Genomic DNA, 17,998 nt, shown 5'->3' on the forward strand with positions numbered 1-17,998 from the left:
CTGACGAGCGGCCGCGCTCCCGGCGGTGGCTCTTTGGTTTCTATGCCGTCGTGCTGCTGTGCTTCGTGATCGCGGCCCCCGGCCTGGTCACCTTCGAGACGAAGCTCGGTGTCGTACTCGACCCGTGGAAGTTCCTCGGCGACCTCGGCCAACTGTGGTCGGACGAGTCGGGCTTCGGCGGTCTGACCAACCAGTACATCGGCTACCTCTTCCCGATGCTGCCGTTCTACGCGCTGACCGATCTGATCGGTCTGCCGGTCTGGCTGGCCGAGCGGCTGTGGCTGGCGCTGGTGGTCACCACCGCGTTCTGGGGCGCACTGCGCCTGGCCGAGCGGCTGCGCATCGGCTCGCCCGCGACCCGGCTGGTGGGAGCCACGGCGTACGCGTTGTGGCCGACCTTCACCATCATCGTCGGCTCCACTTCGGCCGGCGCCCTGCCCGGCGCCGTACTGCCCTGGGTGCTGCTGCCGCTGATGTCGGAGCGGCTGAGCGCCCGGGTGGCGGCGGCGACCTCGGCGCTGATCATCCCGTTCATGGGTGGTGTGAACGCCGCGTCCACCCTCTGCGCGCTGCTGCCGGTCGGCCTCTACCTGGTCACCCGCACCGGACGCCGGCGCACCTCGCTGCTGCTGTGGTGGCTGCCCGGCGCGCTGCTCGCGACGCTGTGGTGGACGATCCCGCTGATGCTGATGGGCTCGTACGTCGAGAACTTCATGGCCTACGTCGAGCAGGCGTGGAACACCACCAGCACCATGTCGGCCGTCGAGATGCTGCGCGGCACCGGCAACTGGGTCGGCTATCTGAACTTCGGCAGCGCCTGGCTGCCCGCCGGCTGGCTGCTGGTCACCGGCGTCCTCGCGATCATCGGTACGACGCTGGCGGCGGCGCTGGGCCTGGCCGGTCTGGCCCGGCGGGACATGCCCGAGCGGCGCTGGCTGATGCTGACCGCGATCGTGGTGACCGCCGTGATGCTCGCCGGTTACGCCGGTTCGCTGGGCGCCCCGTTCGCGGAGGGAGTGCAGAGCCTGCTGGACGGTGCGCTCAAGCCCTTCCGGAACATCTACAAGTTCCAGCCCGGTCTGGCTCTTGCGCTGGCGCTCGGACTGGCCCACCTCGTCGCGGTGTTCGCCCGCAGCGACGGCGCCAGGCCACTGCCCGGACGGCGCTTCCTGCCCGCGCTCGCGGCGGCCCTGGTACTGCCGGCGATGGCGCTGCCGTACCTCAACGGCGATGTGCTCCAGCCCGGCGGCTTCAAGGAGCTGCCCAAGCACTGGCAGCAGACCGCCGACTGGCTGGAGGACAACTCCCCCGAGAACCGCGCGCTGGTGGTCCCCTCCACCGCGCACGGCATCTACACCTGGGGTTCGCCGATCGACCAGCCGCTGCACGTACTCGCCGAGTCGCCCTGGGCGCAGCGGGACTACGTGCCGTTCGGCACTCCCGGCGAGCGCCGGATGATGGACGCGGTCGAGCAGGCGCTGATGAGCGGCGGCGAGGTGCCGGGCCTGTCGGACTACCTGGGCCGCGCGGGCCTGCACAACGTGGTCGTCCGCAACGACCTCGACCCGGACCAGGTCGGCTACGTGCCGCCGCAGACGGTGAAGCGGACGCTGGAGGCGTCCGGGTACAAGAAGGTCAAGGACTTCGGTCCGACCGTCACTGCCGGCCGCATCCCCGCCGACACCCCGATCGAGATCCAGGGCTTCTACCCGCGGCAGAAGTCGGTGGAGATCTACGAGCCCGCCGAGACGAAGCGGCCCTCGCAGGTCGCCGCGCAGCCGGTCTCGGAGACGGCGCGTCTGAGCGGTGGACCGGAGTCGATGCTGCCGCTGTCGGCGGACCCGAACTTCCGCGACCGGCCGGTGGTGCTGACCGGGGACAACCACCCGGGCATCGGCAACCCGAGCCTCCAGGTCAACGGTGACGGGCTGCGCCGGGCGGACACCCGCTTCGGCCTGATCAACAACAACACGTCGTACACCTACACCAAGGACGAGAAGAACCACGAGGGCAGCCTCCAGGACGCCGGCAAGGAGCCGAAGCAGATCCTGCCGAGTCCGCAGCTCAAGCACCAGACGGTCGCCGAGCTGCGCGGCGCGAAGAACGTCACCGCCTCCAGCAGTGGCAGCTGGCTCTTCCACATGCCGCAGTTCGACCCGGTCAACGCCTTCGACGGCAACCCCGAGTCGGGTTGGGCCGAGGCGAGTGCGGGCGACAGCACCGGCGAGTGGATCAAGGTCGACTTCGACGGGGCGACCGACATCCCCGGTTCGATCGACCTGACCCCGCTCGCGGGCGACGGCGTCCGTCCCTCGGTGACCGGCGTGAAGGTCGAGACCGACCGCGGTTCCGAGGAGAGCACCCTCCAGCCCAACGACGGGACCCAGCGCGTCAAGGCGCCGCGGGGCACCGCGAAGTGGCTGAAGCTGACCATCACCGATGTGCAGGAGTCGCGGGCCGGGATCACCGGCGCCGGCTTCGCGGAGATCGAGATCCCCGACGTCCAGGTGACCAGGATGCTGGCGCTGCCGAACGACGCCCCGGGCGACCGGACGGAGTCGGAGATCTACTCCATGCACCGCAGCCCCGACCCGGGCGGGCTGAACCCGGCCGGCATTGAGTCCGGACTGCACCGACAGTTCACCAGCGAGCGGTCGGCGGAGTACACGCTGAAGGCCAGCGCCACCCCGGTGCCCGGCAGCGCGTACGACGACATGCTGGACGAGATCGCCCCCGGCTCCCGCGACCGGATCACCGCGAGCGCCGAGTCGGTCAGCCCCACCGGCGTCTCGCTGAGTGCGCGCAACCTGGTGGACGGTGACCTCACCACCGCCTGGATCGCGGGCGACAAGCCGGTCATCCGGCTCTCGTGGCCGGAGAAGACCGAGGTCGACTCGATGGTCCTCTCGGCCGCCGGCGGTGTCTCCGCCAAGCCGGCCGAGGTGGAGATCACCTCCGACGACGGTGCTGTCACCACCTCCGTCGACGAGAACGGCTGGGCGCGCTTCGAGGCCATGGAGACGGACTCCATGCAGATCACCATCACCAAGACCGCGCCCACCACGCTGCACAACCCGGTCGCGGGTGACGACATCCAGCTGCCGGTCGGTCTGAACGAACTGCACGTCCCGGCGCTGGAGGACTTCCGCGTCGAGGCGCCGGCGGCCGACCGGAAGTTCGAGCTGGAGTGCGGCGACGGACCGATGGTCGCGATCGACGGCACTCTGCACGCCACCAAGGCGTCCGGCAAGGTCAGCGATCTCACCGAGCGGCGGCCGATCTCGGTCGAGCTGTGCGCGGGTGACCAGAAGAACGGCACCATCGAGCTGGACAGCGGCAAGCACACGCTGGAGACCGGCAGCGGCGGTCCGCTGGCGATCAACGACCTCACCCTCACCCGCGGTGACACCGCGCCGAAGGCGAGCGCCGAGCGCGCGGTCACCGTCAAGGACTGGGCGGGCGAGGCCCGCGAGGTCGAGGTCGGCTCCGGCGAAGCCTCGTACCTGCGTACGCACATGAACATCAACAAGGGCTGGAAGGCCACGCTCGACGGCAAGGAGCTCACCTCGCTGCGGCTCGACGGCTGGCAGCAGGGCTACCTGGTCCCGGCCGGCGAGGGCGGCACCGTCAAGCTGGAGTACACCCCGACGACGTACTACCAGGGCGGTCTCGCGGTCGCCGGGGTCGGCATCGTCGGACTGCTGGGCATGGCGTTCATCCGTCGCCGCGGCGGCGAGCCGCTGGGTGCCCAGGACGCTGCTCCGGCGCCGAGCTGGGTGCTGGGCGGTGTGGTGCTGACCCTGGTGTTCGCACTGATCGCCGGTCCGTACGCGCTGATCGTGCCGGCCCTCGCGGTGGTGGCCTGGCTGCGTCCGCGCTGGCTGGTGCCGCTGTCGGCGGCTGCCATGCTGGGTGCCGGTGTGATCGTGGCGCTCGGCGCGGGCGACGGGTACGCGGCGGACGCCGGTGCGTTCGGCTGGCCCGCCCAGGCGTTGGCGCTGCTGGCGCTGGCGGCGGCGCTGGTCACCGTGCCGCAGCGGGAGCGCGCCGAGGAACCGCAGGACGAGCGGCCGAGCTACACCGAGCCCGCGCCCGCCTCGGCCGGCGGTATGCCCGCACCGACGCTGCCGCACCGCCACCCGGAGCAGCAGCAGGGTCAGCAACAGCAGACCCAGCAGCCCCAGCAGAACGGCCCCGCGCAGCAGGATCAGCACGGCCCTCAGCACGGCGGCCCGTCCGCGCCCCCCGGGGAGGAACCCTCTCGATGACCGCACAGCGCATCCCGTTCCCGGTGGTGGACGAGATCTCCCGGCACACCCGTTCCGCGAGTGAACCGGAGAACGTCCACGTCGAGCTCCACCTGCCGGGCCGGATGGATCCCAAGCGGCTGAGCAAGGCCGTGCGGGAGGCGCTTCGGCGCCACCCGCGGGTCCTGGTCCGGCAGGCACCGGGACGCTGGTGGCACCGCGCGTACGAGTGGGAGCTGACCGAGGAGCCGGACGTCGATCCGGTCTCCTGGCCCGGCGGCAGCCTCGAAGAGGCCCGCCGCCGGGCGATCGGCAGCATCCCGCCGCTGCACCTCTCGCCACCGGTGCGCATCGAGGCCGTCGAGCCCAACGCGGCCGAGGGCGGCGGCACCGTGCTCGTCGCGTGCGTCAACCACACCGCGCTGGACGGCCCCGCCTTCCTGCGGGTGCTGGCCACCGCCGCCGAGCCGAACTGCGGCTCACCCGGGAGGAGACGGCGCTGCTCGACGCACTGCCGGCACCCGCGGGCGCCCGGCAGTGACACCTCCGCCCCCGGCGCACTCCGCCGCAGCCGCACTCCCCGCCCACCGCCCCTGCGCGGGAGACGCGGGAACGCGGGGCGCGAGGGCGCGTTCCGGCGCGGTGGCCCGGTGGGGCGGCACCGGCCAGGATGCCCAGAGGCCTGGCCGGTGCCGCCCCACCGGGCCACCGCGCCGGAACGCGCCCTCGCGCCCCGCGTTCCCGCGTCTCCCGCGCAGGGGCGGTGGGCGGGGAGTGCGGCTGCGGCGGAGTGCGCCGGGGGCGGAGGTGTCACTGCCGGGCGCCCGCGGGTGCCGGCAGTGCGTCGAGCAGCGCCGTCTCCTCCCGGGTGAGCCGCAGTTCGGCGGCGGCGGTGGCCAGCACCCGCAGGAAGGCGGGGCCGGCACCCCGGCGGGTCGCGGCAACGGGATGGCGGTCCTCGACCTGCCGGTACCCACCCGGCCCAAGGGCGCCCCGTACACGGTCAACGACCAGCTGCTGGTCGCCACCTTCCTCACCGTCGTGCGCTGGAACCGCGAACACGGCGCGCGGGTCGAGCCGGTGCGGATCACCATGCCGGTGGACGACCGGCCGCGCACCGAGGACATGCCCATCGGCAACGGCACCCGGCTGGTCGAGGTCACCTTCGGCGACGAGGAGCGCGACCCGGAGAACACCGCCCGGCTGCTGCGCGCCACCGCCGCCCGCACCAAGGCGCTCAAGGGCCGGCCCAGGGCGCAGCTCGGGCTGAGCGGTTCACTGCTCACCACCCCCGTACTGCCGGTCGGCGTACGGGCGTTGAGCACCAGGGCGCTGCGGGTCGCCGCCTCGCCGTGGGCGTCGACGACGCTGCTCTCCAACCTCGGCCGCATCCCCTATCCGATGGATTTCGGCGACGCGGGCAGGGCCACCGCAGTGTGGGTCTCGGCACCGGCCAGGATGCCCAGAGGCCTGGCCGTCACCACCACGTCCACCGGCGGCCGGCTCCAGCTGGTGCTGCGCTGGTCGCGGGCCCGGCTGGACGACAGCGCGGGTGAACTCCTCGGCGAGATCTTCACCGAGTCGCTCCACACCACCGCGCGCACCACCCCGGAGGCCGCGACATGACAGCTCAGTCAGGCAGTACGGAGACCGACGGCGCACGGGAGGCCCGCGCACGCGGGTCGGACGAGCCGCGCGACAGCCTCCAGGCGCTCTACGAGGACCCGGCCACCCCGGTCGCCTCGGGCCCGGACCGCTCCCGGCGCCAGGCCCGCATCCTCGCCCGCGCCCTCGGCCGCACCGAGCCCGGCGTGATCCTCGACATCGGCTGCGGAGACGGCAGCGCGGCGGCGACCGCGGCACCGATCCTGCGCCCGCACCGGCTGGTCGGCGTGGACTGGTCGCAGGACGCGCTGCGCCGCGCCAACCGCCATCTGACCGCTGTGCGCGGCGGGCTGGACGATCCCGGGCTGCCGTTCGCCTCCGGCAGCGCGGACGCGGTGCTCTTCAGCGAGGTCATCGAGCACCTCGTCGACCCGGACGCGGCGCTGGACGAGCTGCGGCGGGTGCTGCGTCCCGGCGGCCACCTGCTGCTCTCCACCCCGAACCTGGCGGCCTGGTACAACCGCGCGCTGCTGCTCGGCGGTGTCCAGCCGGTCTTCTCCGAGGTCTCGATGCGCGGGATCTACGGCCGTCCCGGCAAGCAGGTCGTCGGACATCTGCGGCTGTACACGGCCCGGGCGCTGCGGCAGATGCTCCCGGCCGCCGGCTTCGAGGTGGTGCGGATGAGCGGCGCCCCGTACCACGACGTGCCCAGGCCCTTCCGGCCGCTGGACCGGCTGGCCTGCCACGCTCCCTCGCTCGCCTCGATCCTGCTCGTGCACGCCCGGCGCAGGGAAGGCAGCTAGCCGTGTGGCTGGGCGTGGCAGCCGCACTGCTGGCCAACCTCCTCATCAGCATCGGCTTCGTGGTGGAGAAGCGTGCGCTGACGGGGCTGCCGCCGCTGTCGGCGACCCGCCCCCAGCAGCTCGTACTGCACCTGCTGCGCAGTCCGTTGTGGATCGTGGGCGCGGCCTCGCTGGCGCTCGGTTTCCTCGCGCAGCTCGCGGTCTACCGGACGCTGCCGCTGATGGCGGCGCAGGGACTGTTCGTCACCGGTCTGGTGATGCTCCTGCTGCTGTCCTCGGTCTTCCTCGGCGAGGAGTCCAGCGGTCGGGAGCGCTGGGGAATGGCGTCGATCGTGGTGGCGCTGGTGATGATCGTGCTGTCGCTGCGCGGCGACACCGAGGAGATCAGCCGCAGCGCCCCGACGGCCGTCATGGTGGCGATCGTGGTGCCCTCGATCCTGGCGGGGCTCGCGCTGTTCGCGGGCGCCGAACGCAGGTCGAAACGCCGCCACCGCCTGCCGACGGCGGGTGTGCCCTACGGGGCGGCGGTCGGTTTCCTGTACGGCGTCAGCTCGCTCGCCATCAAGGGCGTCGCCGGGCTGCTGGACACCGCGGACCTGGCCGGCTCGGTCACCTCGGTGCTCACCTCGCCGTACCCGTACATCCTGATGGTCACCGGTTCGACCGGCCTGGTGCTCTCGCAGACCGCGCTCCAGCGGTGCCGCGCGTCGCTGATCGTGCCGGTGTGCACGACGGTGACGTTCCTGTACACCGTCGCCGCGGGCACGGTCGCCTTCTCCGAGCCGCTGCCCGAGGACCCGCTGCGGCTCGCGCTGCGGCTGGGCGGCTCGGTGCTCGCGGTCTCCGTACTGCTCACCATGCCGCGGCACGACGAGCCCCCGCAGCACGGCCCGGAGCGTTCCGAGGCCGGTCCGGACGCGGACGGCGGCACCGGCCCGGACGCCGACGGGGGCGCGCCGCAGGTGCCGCCCACGTATCTGGACGGCACCCCGGTCACCGGTCCCCCGGTCGGCGGCCTCTACCTGGACGGCTCCCCCGTCCCCGGAGGCCCGCACGACACCCCCGCGCACGGCACCCCCGTACCCGGCACTCCCGCGCAGATCTCGCCCGGTCGTCTCCCACCCACACGCGCCCCGGCCCTGCCCGTCTCGCCCGGGCCCGTCTCGCCCGAGCCCGTCTCGCCCGGTCGCGGCGAGGAGCCTCCCGGCCGGGAGGCGGCAGAGCGCGGGGAGGGCCGTCCACCGTCGGGCGGCGACTCCCCCAACGGCCGTTCCGTCAACGGCACTTCACCCGTCCAGGGTGCGTCCGGCAGCCCACCGGCCGCACCGTCCGCCCAGGGGCCGCGCACCGCGCGTCGGCCCGAACCCCGCCCCCACCCGTCAGGGCCCACGGCTCGCAAGGTCAACGGCACGCGACCGGCCCACGAAACGCACGAGGAAGGCAGCCGTCATGTCACCTGACGACCCGCTCCTGAAGATCCTGGTCTGTCCGCTGGACAAGGGCGCACTCGTCCTGATCGAGGACGAGATGGCGCTCTACAACCCGCGGCTGCGGCGCCGCTACCCCATCGTGGACGACATCCCGCAGCTGCTCCCCTCCTCCGGCGAACCGGTGAGCGACGAGGAGCACGCGCGGTACGGCGACCGGGTCGGTCTGTCATGACCCTCGCCGCGAAGATCGGACCCAGGCTGCCTCCCGGCGTCGTCGCCCGCGCGGCCGGCCTGATGTATCCGCGTTTCGAGCCGGAGATGCGCCGGCTCGCCGACTTCTGTCCCCGCGGCGGTACGGCTGTCGACATCGGCGGCTGGTACGGCCCGTGGACCCGCAGGCTGGCCCGGCGGGTGGACCGGGTGGTGACCGTCGAGCCCGTACCGCATCTGGCGCGGGCGCTGCGGGCGACCTGCCCGGCCAACGTCGACGTCGTCCAGGCCGCCGCCGCGGAGACGCCGGGCAGCGCGACGCTCCATCTGCCCGCGGGCGGACGCGGCGACCAGGGCATCTCCTCCCTGGTCCGCCGGGGCGAGGTGCACAGCACCACGCTGGAGGTGCCGACCGTCTCGGTCGACGCGCTGGAGCCCCGCGACGTACGGGTGTTGAAGGTCGACGTGGACGGCAGCGAGCTGGCGGTGCTGCGCGGCGCCCGGGAGACCGTCTCCAAGTGGCGGCCCGCGCTCTTCGTCGAGTTGGAGGTGCGCATCCAGCCCCTGGAACCGGTGCTGGAGCTGATGGCGGAACACGGCTACGACGCCTGGGTGCTGCCCGACCGCGACTGGCTGCCGCTGGGCGCCTTCAACCTGGCCGACCACCAGGAGCGGGTGGGCCACGTCGCCGAGCACGGCCTGCTGCGGCGCTCCCTGGTGCCGCGGCCGAGGTACGTGAACTCGGTGCTCTTCCTGCCCGAGGGCCGCGTACCGGGCCGGGAGCAGGACCGCGGCTGAGGTCGACGCGCCAGGACGGGCCGCACCAGGCCGGGCCCGCGCGCGAAGCCGGGCCGCCCGCTCACCCGGGCCGCCCCGCCCGGCGAGTGGCGCGGTACCGCAGCGCCTATGGTGACGGCCATGGGAATACGCACCGCGGTCGCACCGCTCGCCGAAGTTCTGCCGCTGCGCTGGGAGATCCTGCGCCCCGGACTGCCGCGCGAGAGCGCCGAGTTCGCGGAGGACGTCCAGCCGGGCGCCTTCCACATCGCCGCTTACGGTGACGACGTCGACACGGAGGGCGCCCTCGCGGTGTACGGCTGCGGGAGCTTCTACCCCGAGGGGTTCCCGGGCCGCGGCGAGCTGAGCGCCGAGCGGAGCGTACGCATCCGGGGCATGGCCAGCTCCGCACGGGTGCGCGGACAGGGCTACGGCACCGCCGTGCTGGAGGCCGGTACGCACGAGGCCCTCAGCAGGGGCGCCCGGCTGATGTGGTGCAACGGCCGCACCGGCGCCCGCGGCTTCTACGAACGGCACGGCTACACCGTGCCGTTCGTAGAAGCCGCGGGCGCCGGTGCGGCCGTTGCACCACATCAGCCGGGCGCCCCTGCTGCCCCCGTCACCCGGAATGTTGTCTGCCATTGGGGAAGTGTTTCCTCTCTCGTGTACTCGATCGCACGGCGACCACGTCGAACGCGGCGACCGCCGGCGGTCGCCGCGTTCGACGTGGTCGCCGTGCGATCGAGTACACGAGAGAGGAAACACTTCCCCAATGGCAGACAACATTCCGGGTGACGGGGGCAGCAGGGGCGTCCTCGTCCTGTCGGGCATCTCCGCGGCGGGCAAGTCGACCGTCGCACAGGCTCTGGCCGAGCGGTTGGACCGGTCTGTTCACGTGCGCGGCGACTTCTTCCGCCGCATGATCGTCAACGGCCAGGTCAACATGACCGCCGACCCGGAGCCGGAGGCCCTGGAGCAGCTGCGCCTGAGGCACCGGCTGGCAGCGGCGTCCGCCGACGCGTACTGCCAGGCGGGCTTCACCGCGATCATCCAGGACATCCTGCTCGGCGAGCACCTCCAGGAGATCACCGAGACGATCAAGAGCCGGCCGCTGGCCGTGGTCGTCCTGGCTCCCAGCCCCGACGCCGTGCTGGCGCGGGAGGAGAAGCGCGCCAAGACCGGGTACGGCCCGGACTGGCAGCCCAAGGACCTCAACGCCGTGCTGCGCGGAAGCACCCCGGAGGTCGGCCTCTGGCTGGACACCTCCGACCAGACGGTCGACCAGACCGTGGACGAGATCCTCAAGCGGGCCTGGACCGAGGGCGCCGTTTCCTGAACGTCCGTGGTCGGGGCCGGGTCGGGTCGGCGGCCGGTGACCGTAGACTTGCCGTGTGGCGGGAAGGATCAACGACGAGGACGTACGCGCGGTGCGGGACGCGGTCCCGATCGATGCCGTGGTCTCGGAGTATCTCCAGTTGCGCCCCGCCGGCGGCGGCAACCAGAAGGGCCTCTGCCCCTTCCACGACGAGAAGACCCCGTCCTTCCACGTGAGCAACACCAAGGGCCTCTTCCACTGCTTCGGCTGCCAGGAGGGCGGCGACAGCATCGCCTTCGTGATGAAGGTCGACCACCTCAGCTTCAGCGAGGCGGTCGAGCGGCTGGCCGCACAGGCCGGGCTCACGCTGCGCTACGAGGAGGGCGGTTACGGCCGGGCGAGCCAGCAGGGCGAACGCACCCGGCTGGTCGAGGCGCACAAGGCAGCCGCCCGCTACTACGCCGAGCAACTGGACAGCCCCGAGGCCCAGATCGCCCGTACCTTCCTGCACGAGCGGGGCTTCAAGCCCGCCGACGCGGAGCACTTCGGGGTGGGCTACGGCCCCGCCGGCTGGGACCACCTCACCCGCCATCTGCGCGGACGCGGCTTCACCGACAAGGAGTTGATCCTCTCCGGCCTCTCCCAGGACGGCCGGCGCGGACCGATCGACCGCTTCCGCGGCAGGCTGATGTGGCCAATCCGGGACATCACCGGCGAGGTGGTCGGCTTCGGCGCCCGCAGGCTGCGCGAGGACGACAACGGCCCCAAGTACCTGAACACGCCCGAGACGCCGATCTACCGCAAGTCCCAGGTGCTGTACGGGATCGACCTGGCCAAGCGGGACATCGCCAAGGAGGGCCGGGCCGTCGTCGTCGAGGGCTACACCGACGTCATGGCCTGCCACCTCGCCGGCGTCACCACCGCCATCGCCACCTCGGGCACGGCCTTCGGCGAGGGCCACATCAAGATCCTGCGCCGGGTGCTGATGGACAACTCCCGCACCGAGGTGATCTTCACCTTCGACGGCGACGCCGCGGGGCAGAAGGCGGCCCGGCGGGCGTTCGAGGACGACCAGAAGTTCGCCGCCCGCACCTCCATCGCCATCAGCCCGGGCGGTATGGACCCCTGCGATCTGCGGCTCGCCAAGGGCGACCGCGCGGTGACCGAACTCGTCGAGGGCCGCTCGCGGTTGTTCGAGTTCGTGCTCCGCCAGATCGTCGACGAGCACGACCTCGACAGCGCGGAGGGCCGTTCCGCCGCACTGGAGGCGGCAGCGCCGGTGGTCGCCCAGATCAAGGACGGCTCGCTCCAGCACGAGTACGCGGTACGGCTGGCCGGGCTGCTCGGCATCCTGGACACCCAGTTCGTGGTCCGGCGGGTGGGGCAGCTCGCCCGCTGGAAGCGCGACGGCGGCGGCCAGGGCCGCGGCCCGCGAAACGCCCAGGACCCCTCGATGCAGTCCGCGCCCACCGCGCCGCGGATCAGCGGACCACCGCTGCATCTGCGCAGCCCCGGCCAGTTGGTCGAGCGGGAGCTGCTCAAACTCGCCCTGCAGTACCCGCAGTTGGTCTCACCCGCTTTCGACGCCTACGGCTCGGACGAGTTCACCGCACAGCCGTACGCCACCGTCCGCGAGACCATCGAGGCCGCGGGCGGGGTGGAGCGGGCGGACCGCGACTACCTCTCGCGCGTACTGGAGACCGCGCCCGACGACACCGTGCGCAGGACCATCACCGAGCTGGCCGTCGAGACCCCGCGCAGCCCCGGCAGCGGCGATCCGGACGAGCTGTACGCCGGTCAGCAGCTGGTCGCCGTACGACTGGCGGCGGTGCGCTCCCGGACCGCCGAACTGGAGGGCAGCGCCCGCCGGTTGGACGCCCAGGGCGCAGGCGCCCGGTCGGCGCCGCTGTGGCAGGAGCTGTGGGTGCTCCAGCAGTACGCCACCGCCCTCCGCGAACGCGGCGCCGCAGCGCTGTAGCGCTGTAGCTCTGTAGCGCTGTAGCGCTGTAGCTCTGCAGCGCGGGCGGTTCGCAGGCGCGGGCAGTTCGCAGGCGTGGGCGGTTGTTGCGGTTGTGCGCGTGCACGTCGCGGTTTGAGAGGCCGCCCACTCAGACGACTCGGCCTCCGCTCCTTAGTCGAAGCCGACGGAAGCCTTATTCGTACGACTGCACTTTCGGCTCCAACTCCCCTGCTCCCGGAGCGACTTAAGGCGTGTGCCCCAAGATCGTCCGCGTGCGCCTGCTTAGCTTCCGGCCACCCGCTGAGGACCCCTGTCAGCTGCGACGGGTGGCACTACGGTGTCGATCGTGAACAGCGGGTGACCGTTCGCAACCCATGCAGTAATCCCCTGCGAGGACACCCTTCACAACGCCACGGCCATTCCTGAGCAACACCGCGCACGACAGGAGCACTTGATGCCGATCAGAAGGGCCGTCACCGGTCGCTCGCAGGACCCCCGAGCACGCTTCGCCGAAGAGCTGCGGTCCTGCCGCAGGCAGCAGGGCAAGACCCTCCGCGAGGTGGGCAGGGAGATCACCTGGGACCACTCCCACCTCGGCCGCATGGAACTCGGAGAGACCCTGGGCGGCCCCGAGATGGTCCAGGACCTCGACCGCCTCTACCGCACGAACTACCTGCTGATCCTCTGGGAGTTGGCCCAGAAGGACCCCAGCCAGTTCCGCGCCCGCTACCGCCGCTACATGGCCATGGAAGCGGAAGCGACCGGAATCCAGATCTACTCACCGGGCATCGTTCCCGGTCTGCTGCAGACTCCGCCGCACGCCGAGGCAGTGCTCCGCGCCGGAGGACTCAAGGGCGCAGAGCTCGAAGCACAGGTCAAAGCGAGGATCGGACGACAGGACCTTCTCGCGGGGAGCAAGCCTCCGAAGCTTCGCGCGATCGTCTCCGAAGCCGCCCTCCGCACGCCGATCACAGGAAGCTCGGAGTGGCGTGAGCAGCTGCGGGCACTCATTGACACGTCCGGGCCCGTCGATGTCTCACTCCAGGTCGTACCACTCAGCACCGGTCCGCACGTACTCGCCAGCACCTACGTGGACTTCCTCAGACTTCCCTCGGCGGCCACGGTGGCCTGGGTGGAGACGTCGCACCGAGGCGAGCTTGTGGAGGAAACAGCAGCCGTCGAGCATCTGTTGCTCAGCTACGATCGTGTGCGCGACCAAGCACTGAGCGTTGCCGAGACACACGCGTTGATCACCGACCTCGTGGAGGGCATGCCATGCGATTCCGCTTCGACATGACGACTACGGCCTGGCGCAAGTCCAGCTACAGCAACTCCGACGGTGGCTCTTGTCTGGAGGTCGCCGACGGGCACGTCGGTGTCCTCCCCGTCCGGGACAGCAAGAACCCGAGCGGGCCCTCGCTCCTCTTCACCGCGCACGACTGGAACAACTTCGTCGACGCCGTGAAGTCCGGAGACCTCTCCGCCTGACACGCACCGCGCCGAACCCCGTCAACTCACCACAGCTCGACGGGGTTCGGCGCATCACTCCACCGGGCAGCCTGAGAAGTACACCGCCGGCACCATCACCCGGAGGGCACTCATGCACACCCACCACCTCCGCGTCCCACCACTCACCTGGCGCAAGTCCAGCCACAGCAACTCCGACGGTGGTGACTGCCTGGAGGTCGCCGACGGCCACACCGGCACCCTCCCCGTCCGCGACAGCAAGAAACCGGCCGGACCGGCACTCGTGTTCTCCACCGCCGAGTGGAACGCGTTCGTCTCCGCCGTGAGAGCCGGGGACCTCTCCGGCTGACGGGTCTGTCCCGGCGAGCGTGTGAAGCCCCGTCGCCCTCAGGGGAGTTGACGGGATGTGTACGGCCGCGCGTCGGCACTTCTCCTGTGTCCCGGCGTTCACTTCTCCACGCGTCGTCTGCGTGCGTGTGTCCGGGCTTTCATACGGTTGCCGCAGACGGCCATGGAGCACCACCGGGCGGTGCCGGGCCGGCTGTGGTCGACGAGGTAGAGGTTGCACTCCTCGTTCGCGCAGGCTCTGAGCCGTCCCGGCAGTTCGGTGATCACGTGCGACCAGGCGAGCACCACACGGGCGGCCAGTTCGTCGTCCGGCGGGGCGGCAAGCTCCCAGGCGACTCCTGTGACGGAGACCGAGGGCCGCAGGCTGACGCGCTCCAGCGCGGGCAGGAGCCCGTCGGTCTCCGTGGAGTCCTCGCGGATCAGCCGCTGAAGGGTGTCGCGCACCTGGCGCAGTCGGGCGTGCTCCTGCTCCGAACCGCAGCCGCCGAGCGTCCTAGACAGCTTCGCCGCTTCCGGTCCGTGCAGCAGGTCGGTGGGCCGACCGTCGACGACCGGCGAGCTGTTGAGCACGGCGAGCAGCAGTTCCTCGTCGTCCACCTCGGCCACTTCCACTCTCCTTGACGCTCACGGCAGGTCGGTGCATCATCAGCCTAACCTAACCGGTTATTTCACTTTAAGAGGTTACTATGACTGCTGTGCACCACCGGACCGCGGAAATCGACGGGCTGCGGGTCTTCTACCGGGAGGCGGGGCCCGCGGACGCGCCCGTGCTGCTGCTCCTCCACGGGTATCCGACGAGCTCGCACATGTTCCGGCAGCTGATCCCGGCGCTGGCCGGTCCGTACCGGCTGATCGCACCCGACCACATTGGCTTCGGCCGTTCCTCGGCGCCGGGCACCGACGAGTTCGACTACACCTTCGACGCGCTCGCCGACGTGACCCGAAAGCTTCTCGCCACCCTCGGGATCCGTCGCTACGGAATCTTCGTGCAGGACTACGGAGCGCCGATCGGCTGGCGTCTGGCGCTGGCCGACCCCGCAGCGGTGATCGGCATCGTCACCCAGAACGGCAACGCCTACGACGCCGGCTTCACACCCGACTTCTGGGCGCCGGTCTGGGCCTACGGCCAGGACACCGGCCCGGAGAACGAGGAACGCCTGCGGCCGGCCCTGGGCCGGGAGGCGGTCGAGTGGCAGTACACCCACGGCGTGCCGGACCCGAGCCTGGTCGCACCCGAGGCGTGGGAACACGATCTGGCGCTGCTGGAGCGACCGGGCGTCGACCGCGCCCAACTCGCCCTGTTCGCCGACTACTCCAGCAATCCGCCGCTCTATCCGGCGGTGCACGCGTGGCTGCGATCGAGCGGTGTCCCGGTACTGGCGGTCTGGGGCCGCAACGACGAGATCTTCGGGCCGGCCGGGGCCGAGGCGTTCCGCCGGGACGCCCGGGACGCCGAGGTGCTGCTACTGGACGGCGGTCACTTCCTACTGGAGAGCCATCTCGACGAGGTCGCCGACGCCGTCCTCCGGTTTCGGTCGCGCCTGCTCGCCGGGTGGCACGGCACCGGCGCCTGAGCCCGTACGGACCGGGTGCGGGCAGCCATGACCTCAGAGGGTGGGTGACCCGGTGAACTGCCGTGCGCCGCACCGGAGTTGACGGCACCGCCGGTTCCGTCGCGCAGTGCCACCGATGCGTGCGGTGAGCGCGAAGCCCAGAAAATGGGCGCATACCCCTACTGACCCCCGTAGGTCGTACCCCACACTGGAGCACGGTGGCTCGGCCGATGTGGCAGAGGCACCCGTACGGGGAAGGACTCAAGCGCCGAGCCGAGACGGCCACTCGTGCCTTTCCCGGTTCGCACGTCGCCCGTGTAAGGCAGCGATCACCGTGGAGGTCGCCCTCGTGCAGACTCTGGGCCCGACCGGTACGGCCACCGCCGTCCCGGCCCCGCAGAACGGTTCCGCTCCCGCCGATCCGCGCGGAGCAACGCGCGTCGACGTGCCTCCCGACGGCGTGCCTCCCGACGGCGTACCGATCGACGAGGGCGGATCCGAACCGGCGCCCCCGCAAGAGCGGATCGACCCGCTCGCGATCGGCGCGAGGGCGTCGGGCCGGGCGGCGCGCGTGCCGTCCCAGGGCGGCCGGGGCCCGGACGGACCGTCCGCGGACCTGCTGCGCCAGTACTTGCGGGAGATCGGGCGGATACCGCTGCTCAGCGCCGAGGAGGAGGTGGAGCTCGCCAAACGGGTGGAGGCGGGCCTCTTCGCCGAGGAGCGGCTGCGCGGCGGCCAGCAGACCGACACCGAACTCGCCCTGGATCTCGACCGATTGGTGGTGCGCGGCCGGCTGGCCAAGCGAAGACTCATCGAGTCCAACCTGCGCCTCGTGGTCTCGATCGCCAAGCGGTACGTGGGCCGCAGACTGACGATGCTCGATCTGGTCCAGGAGGGAAACCTGGGACTGATTCGAGCGGTGGAGAAGTTCGACTACGCGCGCGGCTTCAAGTTCTCCACCTACGCGACCTGGTGGATACGCCAGGCCATGTCGCGCGCGCTGGCCGACCAGGCGCGCACCATCCGGGTGCCGGTGCACGTCGTCGAGCTGATCAACCGGGTCATCCGGGTCCAGCGCAGGATGCTCCAGGAGCGCGGCTACGAGCCGCCGGCCGAGGAGGTCGCGACGTATCTGGGGATCACCGCCGAACGCGTCGTCGAGGTGCTCAAGCTGGCGCAGGAACCGATCTCGCTGCACACCCCCGTGGGTGAGGAGGCGGACGTCGACCTCGGCGATCTGATCGAGGACTGCGACGCCCCCTCGCCGGTGGAATCGGCGGCCTTCCTGCTGCTGCGCCAGCATCTGGAGGCGGTGCTCTCCACTCTGGGCGAGCGCGAGCGCAAGGTCGTGCAGCTGCGTTACGGCCTCGGCGACGGGCAGCCGCGCACGCTGGAGGAGATCGGTCGGCTCTTCGGCGTGACCAGGGAACGGATACGGCAGATCGAGTCCAAGACGCTCGGCAAGCTGCGCGACCACACCTACGCGGGTCAACTCCGGGGCTACCTCGACTGATCGGCGGCCCGCGGGCCCCGCGCCTTCGTCCCGGCCCGCGCCCCCGTCCCGGACCCGGCCGCCCTCGCTCCGTCCCGGCTGCGGAGGGGACCGGGCAGGTCCAGGGGCGCGGGCGGGGGCAGCGGTTCTGCGTGCTCGGCGCGGAAGGAGTGCAGGAAGTAGGCCACCAGGCGCCGGGACGCCGCCGTCGAACCCGGCACCGAGTCCCCGACGACACCGCAGTTGGCCCGCAGCAGGAGCGCGACGTCGGAGACCTCGAAGTCCTCTCGGAGCTTCCCGGTCCCCTTGGCCGCCCGTACGAGCCGGGCCAACCCCTCGTCGGCCCGGGCGCGTTCGCGGCCGAACTCGCCGCTGTCCGGGAACTCGGAGAGGAACGCCTCGGTGAAACCGCGGTCGGCGGCGTGCATCGCGCAGACCTGCTCGATGAGCGTGCAGAAACCGTGCCAGGGGTCGGGGTCCGCCAGCGCCTCGTCCAACACCCCGGCACAGCGCGACAGTTGGCGGGAGAAGGCCGCCGTCACCAGTGAGGCGCGGGTGGGGAAGCGGCGGTAGACGGTGGCGACACCGACCCCCGCCCGTCTGGCGATGGTGGCGACGGGCACGTCGATTCCGTGCGCGGTGTACGCCTCACGGGCGGCCCGCAGGATGCGCTCGCGGTTGTAGCGGGCGTCGATGCGCAGCCCGCCCGCCGCACCGCCGTCAACAGCGCCGTCAGCAGCGCCGTGAGCAGCGGCGGGGGTGTCCTTGTGAGAAGGCTGGTCGGGCATGTC

Annotated in this window: 15 protein-coding genes and 2 pseudogenes; 15 read left to right on the forward strand and 2 right to left on the reverse strand. The window is 71.7% G+C overall.

Annotated elements, in window-relative coordinates; translation table 11 throughout:
• Nucleotides 1–50 precede the first annotated feature (50 nt).
• From JGS22_RS02495 to JGS22_RS02555, 13 genes and pseudogenes are all read left to right on the forward strand, one after another.
• The gene (locus JGS22_RS02495) at nucleotides 51–4,268 is read left to right on the forward strand and encodes an alpha-(1->3)-arabinofuranosyltransferase domain-containing protein (protein ID WP_372454183.1); all 4,218 of its coding nucleotides are present in this window, start codon (nucleotides 51–53) and stop codon (nucleotides 4,266–4,268) included.
• On the forward strand, nucleotides 4,265–5,119 hold the full coding sequence (locus JGS22_RS27265) for a hypothetical protein (protein ID WP_216814811.1): 855 nt from the start codon (nucleotides 4,265–4,267) through the stop codon (nucleotides 5,117–5,119). Before JGS22_RS02495 ends, JGS22_RS27265 begins: the two co-directional genes overlap by 4 nt.
• Before the next feature lie 31 nt (nucleotides 5,120–5,150).
• Nucleotides 5,151–5,873, forward strand: a pseudogene (locus JGS22_RS02505) (condensation protein); the annotation flags it as partial.
• Nucleotides 5,870–6,655, forward strand: coding sequence for a class I SAM-dependent methyltransferase (locus JGS22_RS02510; protein ID WP_211043601.1), 786 nt, complete (start codon nucleotides 5,870–5,872; stop codon nucleotides 6,653–6,655). The pseudogene JGS22_RS02505 and the gene JGS22_RS02510, both read left to right, overlap by 4 nt.
• A gap of 14 nt (nucleotides 6,656–6,669) precedes the next feature.
• A pseudogene (locus tag JGS22_RS25845) lies at nucleotides 6,670–7,569 on the forward strand (DMT family transporter); the annotation flags it as partial.
• Between the two features lie 535 nt (nucleotides 7,570–8,104).
• Entirely contained in the window at nucleotides 8,105–8,317 is a 213-nt protein-coding gene (locus tag JGS22_RS02520) for a Trm112 family protein (protein ID WP_211043684.1), read from the forward strand.
• On the forward strand, nucleotides 8,314–9,093 hold the full coding sequence (locus JGS22_RS02525) for an FkbM family methyltransferase (protein ID WP_211043685.1): 780 nt from the start codon (nucleotides 8,314–8,316) through the stop codon (nucleotides 9,091–9,093). Before JGS22_RS02520 ends, JGS22_RS02525 begins: the two co-directional genes overlap by 4 nt.
• Before the next feature lie 120 nt (nucleotides 9,094–9,213).
• Nucleotides 9,214–9,867, forward strand: a complete 654-nt coding sequence (locus JGS22_RS02530) for a GNAT family N-acetyltransferase (RefSeq protein WP_216814813.1) — start codon at nucleotides 9,214–9,216, stop codon at nucleotides 9,865–9,867.
• On the forward strand, nucleotides 9,845–10,408 hold the full coding sequence (locus tag JGS22_RS02535) for an AAA family ATPase (RefSeq protein ID WP_216814814.1): 564 nt from the start codon (nucleotides 9,845–9,847) through the stop codon (nucleotides 10,406–10,408). The genes JGS22_RS02530 and JGS22_RS02535 overlap by 23 nt, the downstream gene beginning before the upstream one ends.
• Nucleotides 10,409–10,463: 55 nt before the next feature.
• A complete protein-coding gene (gene dnaG / locus JGS22_RS02540; protein WP_211039417.1) occupies nucleotides 10,464–12,365 on the forward strand; it encodes a DNA primase in 1,902 nt (633 codons plus the stop codon).
• A 436-nt stretch (nucleotides 12,366–12,801) separates the two neighbouring features.
• The gene (locus JGS22_RS02545) at nucleotides 12,802–13,644 is read left to right on the forward strand and encodes a helix-turn-helix domain-containing protein (protein WP_211039418.1); all 843 of its coding nucleotides are present in this window, start codon (nucleotides 12,802–12,804) and stop codon (nucleotides 13,642–13,644) included.
• Nucleotides 13,623–13,835 carry a DUF397 domain-containing protein gene (locus JGS22_RS02550; RefSeq protein ID WP_211039419.1) on the forward strand — a complete coding sequence of 71 codons (213 nt, stop codon included), beginning with the start codon at nucleotides 13,623–13,625 and terminating at the stop codon, nucleotides 13,833–13,835. The genes JGS22_RS02545 and JGS22_RS02550 overlap by 22 nt, the downstream gene beginning before the upstream one ends.
• Nucleotides 13,836–13,947: 112 nt before the next feature.
• A complete protein-coding gene (locus JGS22_RS02555) occupies nucleotides 13,948–14,163 on the forward strand; it encodes a DUF397 domain-containing protein (RefSeq protein ID WP_211039420.1) in 216 nt (71 codons plus the stop codon).
• A 98-nt stretch (nucleotides 14,164–14,261) separates the two neighbouring features.
• Here JGS22_RS02555 and JGS22_RS02560 read toward each other — a convergent pair whose 3' ends face one another.
• Complete coding sequence (locus JGS22_RS02560) at nucleotides 14,262–14,768, reverse strand: CGNR zinc finger domain-containing protein (RefSeq protein ID WP_211039421.1); 507 nt, start codon at nucleotides 14,766–14,768, stop codon at nucleotides 14,262–14,264.
• An 80-nt stretch (nucleotides 14,769–14,848) separates the two neighbouring features.
• Between JGS22_RS02560 and JGS22_RS02565 the strand changes: the two genes are divergently transcribed.
• Nucleotides 14,849–15,736: an alpha/beta fold hydrolase gene (locus JGS22_RS02565; protein WP_211039422.1), complete on the forward strand. Its 888-nt coding sequence runs from the start codon at nucleotides 14,849–14,851 to the stop codon at nucleotides 15,734–15,736.
• Nucleotides 15,737–16,064: 328 nt separating this feature from the next.
• Nucleotides 16,065–17,228: an RNA polymerase sigma factor gene (locus tag JGS22_RS02570; RefSeq protein ID WP_372454184.1), complete on the forward strand. Its 1,164-nt coding sequence runs from the start codon at nucleotides 16,065–16,067 to the stop codon at nucleotides 17,226–17,228.
• Here JGS22_RS02570 and JGS22_RS02575 read toward each other — a convergent pair.
• Complete coding sequence (locus JGS22_RS02575) at nucleotides 17,216–17,995, reverse strand: TetR/AcrR family transcriptional regulator (RefSeq protein ID WP_211039423.1); 780 nt, start codon at nucleotides 17,993–17,995, stop codon at nucleotides 17,216–17,218. The genes JGS22_RS02570 and JGS22_RS02575 overlap by 13 nt on opposite strands.
• Nucleotides 17,996–17,998: the final 3 nt, after the last annotated feature.

Source organism: Streptomyces tardus (genome assembly GCF_018101125.2).
In the GTDB taxonomy this organism is placed as follows: domain Bacteria; phylum Actinomycetota; class Actinomycetes; order Streptomycetales; family Streptomycetaceae; genus Streptomyces; species Streptomyces tardus.